Raw genomic sequence first — 14570 nt, 5'->3', positions numbered from 1 at the left:
TCTTTTGCGTGACGTCATGACCGCACCCGTTGCCACTGCCGCCCCGCCGCCGAGCGCCGCGTCCGGCTCATTCCTGTCGAAGCTCGAGATCGATGCCCGCATGCTCGGCATGCTGGCGGCGCTTGCCGTCATCTGGGTCGGGTTCGATCTTCTCTCGGGCGGCGTATTCCTCACCCCGCGCAATCTCTGGAACCTGTCGGTGCAGACCGCCTCCGTGGCGATCATGGCCACCGGCATGGTGCTCGTGATCGTCACGCGCAACATCGACCTGTCGGTGGGCGCGATTCTGGGCGTCACCGGCATGATCATCGGCGTCGCGCAGGTGCAGTGGCTGCCGGCCTATCTCGGGCTCGAGCACTGGCTGACCGCACCGCTCGTGGTGGTGCTGGCCATGGTGATCGGCGGATCCATCGGCCTCTTCCAGGGCTGGCTCATCGCCTATCTCGGCATTCCCTCCTTCATCGTCACCCTGGGTGGCCTGCTGGTGTGGCGTGGTGCGGCCTGGTGGGTCACGACCGGCCAGACCGTCGCGCCCATGGACACCCGCTTCAAGGCTTTCGGCGGCGGCGTGGAAGGGGCGCTCGGCGCCACCACCACCTGGGTGATCGCCGCCGTCGCCTGCGGCCTGATCATCATCGCGCTCGGCTTCTCGCGCCGCCGTCGCCTGAGCTTCGGCTTTCCCGTGCGGCCGGGCTGGGCCGATGCGGTGATCGCGGCCCTGGCCTGCGGTGCCGTGCTCGCAGCCGCTGCCATCGCCAATGCCTATCCGCTGCCCGCCGGCACGGCGCGGCGCTGGGCCGAGGCCAACGGCATCTCGTGGCCCGATGGCGGGCTGTTCATCCCGCATGGCGTCGCCCTGCCGGTGCTGATCGCCATCCTGGTCGGACTGGTGATGACCTTCATCGCCACGCGCAGGCGCTTCGGCCGCTACGTCTTCGCCATCGGCGGCAATCCCGAGGCGGCGGAGCTGTCGGGCATCAACACCCGCTGGACGCTCATGAAGGTGTTCGGCCTCATGGGCCTGCTCTGCGGCATCTCAGCCTGCATCTCGACCGCACGCCTCAACGCGGCAACGAATGCGGCGGGCAGCCTCGACGAGCTCTACGTGATCGCCTCCGCGGTCATCGGCGGCACGTCGCTGGCGGGTGGCGTCGGCACCATCGCGGGCGCGATGCTGGGCGCCCTCGTCATGCAGTCGCTGCAATCGGGCATGGTGCTGCTCGGCGTCGACACGCCGCTGCAGAACATCGTCGTCGGCGCGGTGCTCGTCCTGGCGGTGTGGGTCGACAGCCTCTATCGCCGCCGCATCAAGTAAGGAGAGGCAACATGCAAACGAATGGAACGACGCCTCTCGTCGAGATGCGCAACATCTCCATCGCCTTCGGCGGCATCAAGGCCGTGGACGGCGTGTCGGTCGATCTCCGTCCCGGCGAGGTGGTGGGCCTGCTCGGCCACAATGGCGCCGGCAAGTCGACGCTGATCAAGATCCTGTCCGGCGCCTATAAGCCGGATGCCGGCGAGATCTACGTGAACGGCGAGCACGCCGACATTGCAACGCCGCGCGACGCCAAGCGCTACGGCATCGAGACGATCTACCAGACGCTCGCGCTCGCCGACAACATCGATGCGGCCGGCAACATCTTCCTCGGCCGCGAGGTGCTCACCCCCTACGGCACCCTCGACGATGCCACCATGGAGGCCGAGACCCGCAAGGTGATGGCGCGGCTCAACCCGCATTTCCGCCGCTTCAAGGAGCCGGTGAAGGCGCTCTCCGGCGGCCAGCGGCAATCGGTGGCGATCGCGCGCGCGATCTACTTCAACGCCCGCGTGCTCATCATGGATGAGCCCACGGCGGCGCTCGGCCCCGCCGAGACCCAGCAGGTGGCCGATCTCGTGCTGCAGCTGAAGAAGGAAGGCATCGGCATCTTCCTCATCAGCCACGACATCCATGACGTGTTCGGCCTCGCCGACCGGGTGAGCGTGATGAAGAACGGCAAGCTCGTGGGCTCCGCCAACGTGCAGGACGTGACGCAGGACGAGGTGCTCGGCATGATCATCCTCGGCAAGTGCCCGCCCGGAGCAACGCCGGGACCGGGGGCGAGCTAACATTCGGCGTCATCCTGGACGGCGGATCCGATCGGGGATCGCGAGCAGGATAAGGCGCCACGCTCGTCATGCGATCTCGGGTTCTGCCCCGAAGCCCCGGGATGACGAATTTATCGTTTGAAATTTTGTGAGGATTCATGACCCAGACCATTTACGGCTCCCTCAAAGGAAAAACCGTTCTCATCACGGGCGGCGCCAGCGGAATCGGTGAGAGCATCGCGCGTTCGTTTCATGCGCAGGGCAGCAAAGTTGCCGTCCTCGACTACAATGCCGAGGCCGGCCAGGCGCTGGCGAAGGAACTCGGTGAGGGCGTGCATTTCGAGCACAGCGACGTGCGCGACATTCCCGCCTTCCAGGCGGCGATCCGGCGTGCGAGCGATGCCATCGGACCGATCACCATTCTCGTCAACAACGCGGCGCGCGACGACCGCCACACCATCGATCAGGTGACGCCGGAATACTGGCGCGAGCGCTTCGCCACCAATCTCGATCACCAGTTCTTCGCGGCGCAAGCCGTGCTGCCGGACATGGAGAAGGCCGGCGGTGGCTCGATCATCAACATGGGCTCCACAAGCTACATGGTGAGCGACGATTCATTTGCGGCCTACAAGACCGCGAAGTCCGCTTCAGTCGGGCTCACCCGTGCACTGGCGCGCGAACTCGGGCCGAAGAACATTCGCGTCAACTGCCTCGTGCCGGGCTGGATCATGACCCAGCGACAGATCGACCTGTGGCTGACGCCTGAAGGAGAGACGGAACTGCTCAAGCGCCAATGCGTGAAGCGCAAGCTCGTGCCGCAGGACATCGCCAACTTCACGCTGTTCTTAGGCTCGGACGATTCCAGCGCTATGTCGGCGCAGACTTATCTCGTGGATGGCGGTTGGGTTTAAAAATTCCGCTCGGATGTTGCCCCTCGATTTCAAGACGAGCGGCGATGTTCACTACAATATTCAGGGAGAAAGAGCGTTGCGAAGCCGCTCATCGCGGCTGATGCGCGCTTGGACTCTCGGCACATAATGCTTTGTCATGAAGGACTGAACCTGAGGCAGCATGATCTCTGTGAACTTCACCATCTTTCTGCCGATGCGTGCGCCGATGGGCGACTTGTAGAAATCGTACAGCGCTCCGATTTCTTCCTCGCTCCATTCCTTCTTGTAGAGGTCCACGGCGAAGGTCACGAACTCCGGCTTGACCTGCTGCATTTCGTCGGCTGCGATGTTGGCTAGATGATCGGCAATCTCAGGGGTGATCTTGTTGGACATCTTCCTGAGTTGATTGATCATCATGGGCCGGAAACCTTCGAAGGCGGCATCTATGACACGTTCCGTATCGCTGATCTCGAGAATGTATCTTACTTTCTCATCCAGGGATTGGGCTGTGGCCGGCAGCGGCAGAGCCAACACGAACAGCACGGCCATTGAACGAAACATCTGACGCACGGCTTTGCCTTTCATGCAGCTCTGTAACATAAACTATAGAGTTGCATGACTGACTTAGCGAGGCAACTATCAGTTTAGGATTGCTTATCGGGATGCGGCTGGAACTGCATCGGGAAGTTCGCCATCTTCTCTCTTCTCTACCGTCTTCATCGTGTCCCGCCGCACCACGAAGCACAGGATCACCAGAGGGATGCCGATGCTGGCGGTCGCGGTGAAGAGGAGCGGATAGCCGTAGGCGTCCACCACCGCACCGGAGGCGCCGCCGATGAGCTTGCCCGGCAGGGCGTAGAGCGAGCTGAGCAGGGCATACTGCGTGGCGGCGAACCCCGGCGAGGTCAGGCCTGACATGTAGGCGATGAGAGCGGAGCCGGCGAAGCCCGAGGCGAAGTTGTCGATGCTGATCGAGAAGATGAACAGGAGCTTGTCGGCTCCCTCGAAGGCAAGCCAGGCGAACATCAGGTTCGAGGCCGCGGCGATGACGGCGCCGATCAGCAGCGTCCACCACAGGCCGAGCCGTGTCAGTGCCAAGCCGCCCGCAAAGGCGCCGGCGATGCCGACCCAGATGCCGTAAAGCTTCGACACGTCGGCAATATCGGTCTTTGAGAAGCCTAGGTCGATATAGAGCGGGTTAGCCATAACGCCTGCGACGAAGTCCGGCAGGCGGAAGCACGCGATGAGCGCAAGGATGGGTATGAGGATCAGCCCCTTGCGCCGGAAGAGATCTGCCAGCGGCTCGATGATGGCCGCACTGAACGGAAGGCGCTCGCGTACGGCGCTCTCGTTGCCGCGCGGGGCCAAGAGCGTGCCAATGAGGCCGACTCCCATGAGAACCGCCATGGCGAAGTAAGCGCTACGCCAGTTCACGAATTCAGCGATGTAGAGCGCGCCTGCGCCCGCGCAGATGAGGGCGAGCCTGTAGCCGAGCTGATAGGAGGCCGCCATCATGCCCTGCCGCTCGGTGGACGCCACGTCGATGCGCCAGCCGTCGACCACCACGTCCTGTGTGGCCGACGCAAAGGCGACGAGGAGTGCCGACGCGATGGTGAGCGGAAGGCTGGTCTGCGGATCGCTCAATCCGATGCCGACGAGACCGAGCGCGGTAACGATCTGAGCGAATGCCATCCAGCCGCGCCGCCGCCCGAGGAGGCTTGCAAGGCCCGGGACGTCGTAGCGGTCGACGATGGGCGCCCAGAGGAACTTGAAGGAATAGGCCAGGGCCACCCAGCTCAGCATCCCGATCTCGGTGCGGGAGATGCCCGCCTCCCGCAGCCACGCCGACAGGGTGCTGAAGACGAGCAGGAAGGGCAGGCCCGAGGAAAAGCCCAAGGGCAGCATGAGCGCGATGCGCCCGTCGGTCAGAACGTCACGGAGGGAGAGACGGCGTTTTTCTGCGGCAGCCATGAAATCAACTTGTCACTCTGGAAAGGCCCGCACATTGGCATATGCCCGTGCCGGTGCCAATCAGACCCCGGCCTCGTCCTTCTCGACCGCCTTGCTGAGCTTGGTGAGGAATTTCTCCAGCGCCTTCTCCGGCGGGCACTCCTTCTCCATCAGCACCTGCAGGCCCCATTGCTCCAGAACCGCCTGCTCCACCGGGTTGGCACGCAGCATGAACACGTAGGATTGCGGCCGGTCGCGCTCGTAGCCCGACCCTGCCCAGGTCTTCCAGAGCCGGTGCATCAGGAAGCGGATGTTGAGATCCGTCATGCTGTAGCCGATGAACAGGATGGTCTTGCCCAGCGAATCGGAGCGGAACTTGATGTCGAGGGGAGACTCAAAAGACAGGCGCTCGAGATAATCCGTCTCCGCGATGACGATGGACCCGTCGTCGTCGAAATCCCCGTGGTATTTCACGATCTGCGGCACACCCTCGCGGACGCGGGCGATGTCCTTGGCGTTGACGATCTTCACGTAATCCTTGCTGTGCAGGTCGTAGGCCGTTTCCAGGTTCCGGTCGAAATTCGTGGTGTAGACGATCGGAAAGTCGAGCTTGCAGATCAATTCGTGGACGCGGGACTTCTTCAGGGTGTCCTCGGGAATGGTCCAGTTCCGGTCCATCCAGCTGCGCAGGGGGCCGATGCTGCCCTGCTTGAGCCGGTAATATTCCGCCAGTGTCAGGTAGTTGAGGTCAGTTCCCTTGAAGTCGGACAGGTCGATTTCGAGTTCGCCGGCGATATGCTCGATCAGGGTGCTCCAGGACGGCAGCCCGACCGTCATGGAGACGCCGGCGCCGGCGAACAGGATCGCCTGCTTTGTCCTGACGGCTGCGACCAGATCCTCAAGCACGCTACTCTCCTTGCCCTGTCCTGGCCTTAACGCGCGAACCCGCCCTCAAGCTTCACCGCGTGGTAAGGGATAACTTGAGCGTTTCGCGTGTTGTCATAGGGTGCAGACCGCCAAACAGGAGAAAACAGGACGTGGCAGGCTACAAGATCAGGCAGGTCGAAACCCTTCACGAGGGCTGGCGCAGGCTTCTCAAGCTGACGGTCGAGATGCCGGATGGCCGGACCATGGCGCGGGAGGTCCTCAACAGCGCCGATGCTGCGGCCGTGCTCCCTTACGATCCGGAGCAGCGGAAGGTGATCCTGGTTCGGCAGTTCCGCGCTCCTGTCATGCATGTGGAGGGGCAGCCCAGTCTCCTGGAAGCCGTGGCCGGGCTGCTCGACGAGGATGAGCCGGAGGCCTGCGCCAAGCGTGAAGCCATGGAAGAGGCGGGTCTTCGTCTCCGTGATCTGGAACGGGTGGTCACCGCATGGTCGACCCCGGGCATCACCACGGAGCGCCTGCACCTGTTCCTGGCCCCCTACGCGAGCGCCGACCGGGTGGAGGAGGGCGGGGGCTTGGCCGAGGAGCACGAGGATATCGAGGTGCTGGAAATCGGCCTCAACGAAGTTATCACGATGCTGGAGCAGGGCGCCATCACGGACATGAAGACACTGGTGCTGATCCAAGCCTTGCAGCTCAGGCACCCTGAGCTGTTCGGGAAGGTCTGAAAGCCGCTTTGGAAATTCCGTCCGTTCAGAAGGCCAGCCGGGAAGCATATCCTTCGCGTCATGGCCGGGCTCGTCCCGGCCATCCCGACCCTCTCAAGGCTCACCGCATCGGGATCACCGGCACAAGGCCGGTTGGCGACGACAGAGATAGAAAGCCGCCGAGGGGCTCAGACCACACCCAGGCGCCGGGCATGCCAGCGCAGGTGATCCTCGATGAAGGTCGCGATGAAGAAGTAGGAATGGTCGTAGCCGTCCTGCATCCGCAGGGTCAGGGGCTGGCCGGCCCTGGCGCAGGCCTCCTCCAGCAGACCGGGCTTGAGCTGGCTTTCGAGAAAGCTGTCGGCGCTGCCCTGGTCGACCAGGAGGTCGGGCAGGCGGGCGCCGCCTTTGATCAGCGCGCAGGCATCGTAGTCGCGCCAGGCCAAGCGGTCGGGGCCGATATAATTGCCCAACGCCTTCTCGCCCCAGGGGCAGTTCATGGGCGAGGCGATGGGCGCGAAGGCCGAGACGGCCTTGAAGCGCTCAGGGTTGCGCAAGCCGATGGTGAGCGCCCCGTGCCCGCCCATGGAGTGGCCGGTGATGCCCTGGCGGCTCATGTCCGCCGGCAGGTTCTGGGCGATGAGATCCGGCAGCTCGCGCTCGATGTAGGAGCGCATGCGGTAGTGCTTCGCCCATGGCTCCTGCACGGCATCCACGTAGAAACCGGCCCCGAGGCCGAAATCGTAAGCGCCCTCCGGATCGTCGGGCACGCCCTCGCCACGCGGGCTGGTATCGGGCGCGACCAGCATCAGGCCGAGCTCCGAGGCGACCCGCTGCGCGCCCGCCTTCACGGTGAAGTTTTCCTCCGTGCAGGTGAGCCCGGAGAGAAACCACACCACCGGCACCTTCGCGGACTTCGCCTGCGGCGGAACATAGACCGCCACGCGCATGGGCGTGCCGGTCTCCTGTGAGGCATGGCGATAGACGAACTGCGTGCCGTTGAAGCAGCGCGCCTGCGAGACGGTCTCGATGCTCAACATTCCACTCCCGATCAATACACGACGACGGAGCGGATCGACTTGCCCTCGTGCATGAGGTCGAAGGCGGTGTTGATCTCGTCGAGCGGCATGGTGTGGGTGATCAGGTCGTCGATGTTGATCTTGCCCTCCATGTACCAGTCCACGATCTTCGGCACGTCCGTGCGGCCGCGCGCGCCGCCGAAGGCCGTGCCCTTCCACACGCGGCCGGTGACGAGCTGGAACGGCCGGGTGGCGATTTCCTTGCCGGCCTCCGCCACGCCGATGATGATGCTCTCGCCCCATCCGCGATGGCAGCATTCGAGGGCTTGGCGCATCACGTCCGTGTTGCCGGTGGCATCGAAAGAGAAGTCTGCGCCGCCGCCCGTGAGATCGACGATCGCCTGCACGACCTTGTCGTTTCCGACCTCCTTCGGGTTGATGAAGTCGGTCATGCCGAACTTCTTCGCCATCTCGACCTTGGCAGGGTTGATGTCGACGCCGATGATCTTGTCGGCGCCCACCATGCGCGCGCCCTGGATCACGTTGAGCCCGATGCCGCCGAGGCCGAACACCACTACGTTCGCGCCGGGCCACACCTTCGCGGTGTAGAGCACCGCGCCGATGCCGGTGGTGACGCCGCAGCCGATGTAGCAGATCTTGTCGAAGGGCGCGTCCTCGCGCACTTTGGCGAGCGCGATCTCCGGCAGCACGGTGAAGTTCGCAAACGTCGAGCAGCCCATGTAGTGAAACACCGTCTCGCCGTCGCAGCGGAAGCGCGAGGTGCCGTCCGGCATCAGGCCCTGGCCTTGAGTCGAGCGGATGGCGGTGCACAGATTGGTGCGGCGCGACAGGCAGGATTTGCAGCTGCGGCACTCGGGTGTGTAGAGCGGGATCACGTGGTCGCCGACCTTCAGCGTGCTCACGCCGGCCCCGACCTCGCGCACGATACCTGCACCCTCGTGTCCGAGGATCGCCGGGAACTTGCCCTCGGAATCAAGGCCTGACAGGGTATAGGCATCCGTGTGGCATACGCCTGTCGCCATCACCTCCACGAGCACCTCGCCGGCCTTGGGGCCTTCGATGCGGATGGTCTCGATGGTGAGCGGCTTGCCAGCCTCCCACGCCACGGCGGCCCTGGTTTCCATGCTCGTGTCCTCGTTTTGATTCGATGGGGGACTATGTGAACGCGGGTGTCCGAAGGTCAAGTAAAGCCGTCGCGAAGCGTCGAGGCTTCTCAAGGATGTCCGCGGTCCTTATGTCTCCCACGACCACAGGAAGGATTTCAGAGTGCCAGACGTTCGCGCCGCCATCATCCCCGTGACGCCGTTCCAGCAGAACTGCACCCTGCTGTGGTGCGAGAAGACCAAGAAGGCAGCCGTGGTGGATCCCGGCGGCGATCTCGACCGCATCAAGCAGGCCATCGCGCAGAGCGGCGTCACCGTCGAGAAGATCATCCTCACCCACGGCCATATCGACCACGCCGGCGGTGCCGCTGAGCTGCGGGAGGAGCTTGGCATTCCGGTGGAAGGGCCGCACGAGGCGGATCGCTTCCTGCTCGACCGTCTTGCCGAACAGGGACAGGCCTACGGTTTCGAGGCGCGAGCTGTCACGCCGGACCGCTGGCTGAACGAGGGCGACACGGTCACGGTCGGAGACCTCAGCCTCGACGTGCTGCATTGCCCCGGCCATTCGCCCGGCAGCGTGGTGCTCGTGTCGAAAGAGCAGCGCTTTGCCCTCGTGGGCGACGTGCTGTTTCAGGGCTCCGTCGGACGTGTGGATCTCCCCGGCGGCGACGGCAAGGCGCTGATCCGCTCGATCAAGGACAAGCTCCTGCCGCTCGGCGACGACATCGCCTTCATCTGCGGCCATGGCCCCACAAGCACCATCGGCCAGGAGCGGCAGAGCAACCCGTTCCTGCAGGGCGATGGGATGCTCTGAGACAGTCGCCACTGTCATTCCGGGGCGAGCGTCAGCGAGAGCCCGGAATCCATAACCGCTAACGGTGCACTAAGAGGCGCGACGCTGCTCGCCCTTTCCTGAGCCGCGGTGTTTATGGATTCCGGGCTCCGCTGCGCGCCCCCGGAATGACAGTGGTTGAGTGGAAAACAAAAAACGGCCCGGGAGCGCTCCCGGACGGCTCGCTTTGCCCCTACGGCTTTCGTTTCTTACTCCGCAGCCTGGATCATCACGGCGCCCTTGAGCCCCATGCGGTCCGCCACGCCGAGGCCATAGGCCTTGTCGGCGAGGTAGAAGTGCACGATCTGGCGGCGCACGATATCCTGCGGTACGCCCTGCATCGCTTCTGCGATGTTGTCCATGAGCCGGCCCTGCTCGTCCGGAGTCATGAGGCGGAACAGGTTGCCCGGCTGCTTGTAGTCGTCGTTGCCGGCGCGGTGATCGTAGCGGTCCGCATCGCCTGAAATCTTCAGCGGCGGCTCTGCGGCGCGGGGCGTCTGAACCGGGCCGTTGAAGGAGTTCGGCTCGTAATAGGCATCACCCCGGTTCGGGATGTCGAACAGCATGCCACCGTCGGCATGATAGTGATGCACCGGGCAGCGCGGACGGTTCACCGGCAGCGCCTCGTAATGAGTGCCGACGCGGTAGCGATGGGCGTCTGCATAGGCGAAGATGCGGCCCTGCAGCATCTTGTCCGGCGAGAAGCCGATGCCCGGCACGATGTTAGACGGCGAGAACGAGGACTGTTCCACTTCCGCGAAATAGTGCTGGGCATTGCGGTTGAGTTCGAGAATGCCGACCTCGATCAGCGGATACTCCGCATGCGGCCACACCTTGGTGACGTCGAACGGATTATAGGATGTCTTTTCCGCGTCGGTCTCCGGCATGATCTGGACGCAGAACTTCCAGCGTGGGAAGTCGCCGCCTTCGATCGCCTCGTAGAGATCGCGTTGGGCGCTCTCGCGATCCTTGGCGACAACGGCTTCGGCCTCGCGGTTCGACCAGGTCTTGATGCCCTGCATGGACTTGAAGTGGAACTTCACCCAGAAGCGCTCACCGGCCTCGTTGATGAACGAGTAGGTGTGCGAGCCGAAACCGTGCATGAAGCGATAGCCCTGCGGCAGGCCGCGATCCGAGAACAGGATCGTCACCTGGTGCAGCGTCTCCGGGCTGAGCGACCAGAAATCCCACATGGCCGTGGTCGAGCGCAGATTGGTGGACGGATGGCGCTTCTGCGTGCGGATGAAGTCGGGAAACTTTATCGGATCGCGAACGAAGAACACCGGCGTGTTGTTGCCGACGATGTCCCAATTGCCCTCTTCCGTATAAACCTTCAGGGCGAAGCCGCGCACGTCGCGCTCGGCATCGGCCGCGCCGCGCTCGCCGGCCACCGTCGAGAAGCGCAGGAAAACTTCCGTCTGCTTGCCGATCTCGGAGAAGACCTTCGCCTTGGAATACGGCGTGATGTCGTTGGTGATGGTCAGGGTGCCGTAGGCAGCCGAACCCTTCGCATGCACCACGCGCTCCGGAATGCGCTCGCGGTTCTGGTGCGCAAGCTTCTCGATGAGCTGGTAATCCTGCAGCAGCAGCGGGCCGCGGGAGCCGGCGGACAGGCTGTTCTGGTTGTCGGCGATCGGCGCCCCGGCCGTGGTGGTCATTGTCGTTGTTTTTGTCATGGTCGTCCCCATTGAGTGGGCGGACCATGACGGGATGGGGTGATCAGGTCCAATTGTATTGATTACAAAGTGCGATCAGATATTCTTATCGCATGGTCACCCTCAGGCAGCTCCGTTACTTCGAAACATTGGCTCGGACGAAGCATTTTGGCCTCGCGGCCGATCAATGCGCCGTCACGCAGCCGGCTCTTTCCATGCAGATCAAGGAGCTGGAGCGGGAACTCGGCGTGGAACTCGTCGAGCGGCGGGGCAACGCCATCGCGATGACCCCTGCCGGGCAGGAGATTGCGGCGCGGTCCGAGGCGATCCTCAGTCAGGTGCGTGAGCTTTCCGATTTTGCCCGCCAGCATCATGGTGTTCTCACGGGATCCCTTCGCCTCGGCATCATTCCGTCCATCGCGCCTTACCTTCTGCCGGACATTCTGACCGAGGTCATGAAGCATTATCCGCAGCTCGATTTGCAGATCCGCGAGACGCAGACGAATGCCCTGGTGGAGGAACTGGTCCGGGGCGAGTTGGATGCCGTGCTGGTCGCCCTGCCGGTCGAGCCACCGCAGCTTGAAACAATGCCGCTCTTCGAGGACCGCTTCCTCATCGCCGTTCAGAGGCAGGCGGCTCGGGACTGGGCGGCGGGCGACCTGCGCACCCGCATCGGGCAGGAGCGTCTGTTACTGCTGGAGGAGGGGCATTGCCTGCGCGACCAGGCGCTTCAGTTCTGTCAGATCGCCAACATGCAGGCCCGCAAGGCGCTCGGCGCCGCTTCACTGACGACCATCATGCAGATGGTGGCAGCGGGGCACGGGATCACGCTGCTGCCCGAGCTCTGCGCCAAGACGGAGGTCGACCGGCAGCGGGTGGCGCTCATCGCGTTTCCCGAGGAGCCGCCCATGCGCATCGTCGGGCTCGCCTGGCGCCGCAGCTCCGCGCGGCAAAGGGACTTCGCGGCCCTCGGTGAACTCATCAAGTCGCTCAGGTGTGATGAGGCAGGCATCGGAAAACCTGCGAAACTCTGATGCGTTATCACGCAAGCTGAGAGCCGGTCGGGTCCGGGAAGGGAGGGTGCCGATGCTGAACAACAATCCTGTCCGTATCCTGGTCTGGAGCGATTACGTCTGCCCCTTCTGCTATCTTGAGCGGCCGGTGCTGGAGAGGGTCAGGGCCGAGTTCGGCGAGACGGTCGAGATCGACTGGCGCTCCTTCGAGCTCCGCCCCGAGCCCGAGCCGACCCTCGACCCGAACGCGGAATACCTGCACCGGGTCTGGAACCAGTCGGTCTACCAGATGGCCCAGGAGCGCGGCCTCAGCATGATGAAGCTGCCGCCGGTTCAGCCCCGCAGCCGCAAGGCCCACCAAGCCGCGGAGTATGCCCGCGAAGCCGGCATGCTCGATGCGATGAACCACGCCCTGTTCAAGGCCTTCTTCGAAGACGGACGAGACCTCGCCGACCTCGAGGCTCTGGTCGACATCGGGCGATCGGTCGGGCTCGACGAGGATGGCTTGCGTGGAGCCCTCGAACAAGGGCGCCACACGAAGCGGGTGCTTGAGGACGAGCAGCTGGCGCGGCAGATCGGCATCTCCGGCGTTCCCGCCCTCATCGTCACCGCCGGCGCGCAGGCCTATCTCGTATCCGGAGCCCAGCCCTATGAGACGGTGAAGGAGGTAATCGACCGCGCGCTCTCCGACGCCAAGGCGGCAACCTGATCGTAAACGATGGCGGAGCGGCAGCATACATGGGATGAAGAGGTCTGGGCATTTCCGGCGAGGTCCTTCACCAAGGGACGAGCCTTCCCACTCGGCCAACGAGGTATGACCTGATGACGATCCAGCCTGACGTTCCCTCCGCCATCGGCAACACGCCTCTCATCAAGCTCCGCCGTGCCTCGGAGCTCACGGGCTGCACGATCCTCGGAAAGGCCGAGTTCATGAACCCCGGGCAATCGGTGAAGGACCGCGCGGCGCTCTTCATCATTCAGGAGGCGGTCAGGCGCGGAGCTTTGCGCCCGGGCGGGCTCATCGTCGAAGGCACGGCAGGCAATACCGGCATCGGCTTGGCGCTCGTCGCCAACGCCATGGGCTTCAGGACCGTGATCGTCATCCCCGAAACGCAAAGCCAGGAGAAGAAGGACATGCTGCGGCTTGCAGGTGCCGAGCTGATAGAGGTGCCTGCGGTGCCCTACGCCAATCCCAACAACTACGTGAAGGTCTCGGGACGCCTGGCGGAGCGTTTGGCGGCCACTGAGCCGGACGGCGCCATCTGGGCCAATCAGTTCGACAACGTCGCCAACCGGCAGGCGCATATCGGGACCACCGGTCCCGAGATCTGGCAGCAGACGGACGGCAAGGTCGACGGCTTCGTCAGTGCGGTGGGCACCGGCGGGACCCTCGCGGGCGTCGGCATGGCGCTGAAGGAGCGCAGTCCGAAGATCACGATTGCGCTTGCCGATCCCATGGGTGCAGCCCTCTACAGCTACTACACCACGGGTGAGCTGAAGTCGGCGGGTTCCTCGATCACGGAAGGCATCGGTCAAGGGCGCATCACCGCGAATCTCGAAGGCGCCCCTATCGATGTAGCCTTCCAGATCCCGGACGAGGAGGCGCTGCCGATCATCTTCGACCTGCTGGAGCACGAGGGACTCTGCCTCGGCGGATCGTCAGGCATCAATGTTGCGGGCGCAATCCGGCTCGCAAAGCATCTGGGACCCGGGCGCACCATCGTCACAGTGCTGTGTGATTCCGGCACGCGCTACCAGTCGAAACTGTTCAATCCGGAATTCCTGCGCGGCAAGAACCTGCCTGTTCCCGCATGGCTCGAGAGGAAGAACACCATCGATCCAGGGCTCGTGTAGCGCAGCAACGTTGCGCACCTGCATTGAAGGGCCGCGCCTGACCGGATCAGACGCGGCGTGTCGTCATCAGGCGGCGGACGACGTGCTCGTCTCGGCGGCCGAAGATGTACTGGCCGTCTCATCGGAGCGCTGCTGAGGGCGGCTCAGATTGGCGGGCGAGCGGCTTGTCGAATGCGAGGCCGCGGCCGGCGCCTTCGCATGGAGCGAATGCAGATCGGCCTGGATGCTGTCGATCAGGTCGACCAGCCAGGTTTCTCCGTTCTGGACGCGCTCGCGCAACGCCGATTTCGCGATGTCGAGCTTCGCCGAAACCTCCATCGTGTTGCGCGACGGCAGATCGCTGAAATCCTGCTCGATCGTGGACAATTCGCGCAACAGCTCATCGCGCAGCGACCGCTGTTCCTCGACCATGATCAGCGGAGAGTTCAGCATGCCGCGCAAGGCAGCCCACCGCAGGCCGAGGGCGCTCACCGATTGCGTTCCGTCGAGTCCTGACATGTTTTGGGATTCAGCCACGGTCATTTCCTTTTTGCGACAACTCAGAATCGAGACGTGC

General features: G+C 63.9%; 15 protein-coding genes. 8 read left to right on the top strand and 7 right to left on the bottom strand.

Going from position 1 to position 14570, the window contains the following annotated elements; translation table 11 throughout:
• Positions 1-16 precede the first annotated feature (16 nt).
• The 3 genes from MA07_RS17875 (at position 17) to MA07_RS17865 (ending at position 2996) form a co-directional block, all read left to right on the top strand.
• Complete coding sequence (locus MA07_RS17875) at positions 17-1315, top strand: sugar ABC transporter permease (protein WP_152568912.1); 1299 nt, start codon at positions 17-19, stop codon at positions 1313-1315.
• Between the two features lie 11 nt (positions 1316-1326).
• Positions 1327-2106 carry an ATP-binding cassette domain-containing protein gene (locus MA07_RS17870; RefSeq protein WP_036354117.1) on the top strand — a complete coding sequence of 260 codons (780 nt, stop codon included), beginning with the start codon at positions 1327-1329 and terminating at the stop codon, positions 2104-2106.
• A 137-nt stretch (positions 2107-2243) separates the two neighbouring features.
• Positions 2244-2996 carry an SDR family oxidoreductase gene (locus tag MA07_RS17865; protein ID WP_036354114.1) on the top strand — a complete coding sequence of 251 codons (753 nt, stop codon included), beginning with the start codon at positions 2244-2246 and terminating at the stop codon, positions 2994-2996.
• A 60-nt stretch (positions 2997-3056) separates the two neighbouring features.
• Here MA07_RS17865 and MA07_RS17860 read toward each other — a convergent pair whose 3' ends face one another.
• From MA07_RS17860 to MA07_RS17850, 3 genes are all read right to left on the bottom strand, one after another.
• Positions 3057-3560 carry a DUF2059 domain-containing protein gene (locus MA07_RS17860; protein ID WP_160195456.1) on the bottom strand — a complete coding sequence of 168 codons (504 nt, stop codon included), beginning with the start codon at positions 3558-3560 and terminating at the stop codon, positions 3057-3059.
• 69 nt (positions 3561-3629) lie between these two features.
• Entirely contained in the window at positions 3630-4946 is a 1317-nt protein-coding gene (locus MA07_RS17855; protein WP_081929026.1) for an MFS transporter, read from the bottom strand.
• Between the two features lie 60 nt (positions 4947-5006).
• The gene (locus MA07_RS17850) at positions 5007-5831 is read right to left on the bottom strand and encodes an SIR2 family protein (RefSeq protein WP_036354109.1); all 825 of its coding nucleotides are present in this window, start codon (positions 5829-5831) and stop codon (positions 5007-5009) included.
• A gap of 131 nt (positions 5832-5962) precedes the next feature.
• Here MA07_RS17850 and MA07_RS17845 point away from each other — a divergent pair, with 131 nt between their 5' ends.
• The gene (locus MA07_RS17845; RefSeq protein ID WP_036354105.1) at positions 5963-6538 is read left to right on the top strand and encodes an NUDIX hydrolase; all 576 of its coding nucleotides are present in this window, start codon (positions 5963-5965) and stop codon (positions 6536-6538) included.
• Between the two features lie 167 nt (positions 6539-6705).
• Here the strand turns inward: MA07_RS17845 and fghA are convergent, their stop codons facing one another.
• Positions 6706-7554: an S-formylglutathione hydrolase gene (fghA, locus tag MA07_RS17840; RefSeq protein WP_036354567.1), complete on the bottom strand. Its 849-nt coding sequence runs from the start codon at positions 7552-7554 to the stop codon at positions 6706-6708.
• A 14-nt stretch (positions 7555-7568) separates the two neighbouring features.
• The gene (locus MA07_RS17835) at positions 7569-8681 is read right to left on the bottom strand and encodes an S-(hydroxymethyl)glutathione dehydrogenase/class III alcohol dehydrogenase (protein WP_036354102.1); all 1113 of its coding nucleotides are present in this window, start codon (positions 8679-8681) and stop codon (positions 7569-7571) included.
• A 142-nt stretch (positions 8682-8823) separates the two neighbouring features.
• Between MA07_RS17835 and MA07_RS17830 the strand changes: the two genes are divergently transcribed.
• Complete coding sequence (locus MA07_RS17830) at positions 8824-9474, top strand: MBL fold metallo-hydrolase (protein ID WP_036354098.1); 651 nt, start codon at positions 8824-8826, stop codon at positions 9472-9474.
• A gap of 227 nt (positions 9475-9701) precedes the next feature.
• On the opposite strand, the gene MA07_RS17825 is transcribed toward MA07_RS17830, so the two are convergent.
• Complete coding sequence (locus MA07_RS17825) at positions 9702-11168, bottom strand: catalase (RefSeq protein WP_036354564.1); 1467 nt, start codon at positions 11166-11168, stop codon at positions 9702-9704.
• A gap of 92 nt (positions 11169-11260) precedes the next feature.
• Between MA07_RS17825 and MA07_RS17820 the strand changes: the two genes are divergently transcribed.
• From MA07_RS17820 to MA07_RS17810, 3 genes are all read left to right on the top strand, one after another.
• Entirely contained in the window at positions 11261-12181 is a 921-nt protein-coding gene (locus MA07_RS17820) for a hydrogen peroxide-inducible genes activator (RefSeq protein WP_036354095.1), read from the top strand.
• A 52-nt stretch (positions 12182-12233) separates the two neighbouring features.
• Complete coding sequence (locus MA07_RS17815) at positions 12234-12869, top strand: DsbA family oxidoreductase (RefSeq protein WP_036354092.1); 636 nt, start codon at positions 12234-12236, stop codon at positions 12867-12869.
• 113 nt (positions 12870-12982) lie between these two features.
• Positions 12983-14014, top strand: coding sequence for a cysteine synthase A (locus MA07_RS17810; RefSeq protein WP_036354089.1), 1032 nt, complete (start codon positions 12983-12985; stop codon positions 14012-14014).
• Between the two features lie 66 nt (positions 14015-14080).
• Here the strand turns inward: MA07_RS17810 and MA07_RS17805 are convergent, their stop codons facing one another.
• A complete protein-coding gene (locus tag MA07_RS17805) occupies positions 14081-14512 on the bottom strand; it encodes a hypothetical protein (protein ID WP_152568911.1) in 432 nt (143 codons plus the stop codon).
• Between the last annotated feature and the right edge of the window lie 58 nt (positions 14513-14570).

Origin of the sequence: Microvirga sp. BSC39, from assembly GCF_000739015.1 — a bacterium.
In the GTDB taxonomy this organism is placed as follows: domain Bacteria; phylum Pseudomonadota; class Alphaproteobacteria; order Rhizobiales; family Beijerinckiaceae; genus Microvirga.
Note: the sequence above shows the minus strand (reverse complement) of the source record. Positions and strands in the feature narration are given on the sequence as shown.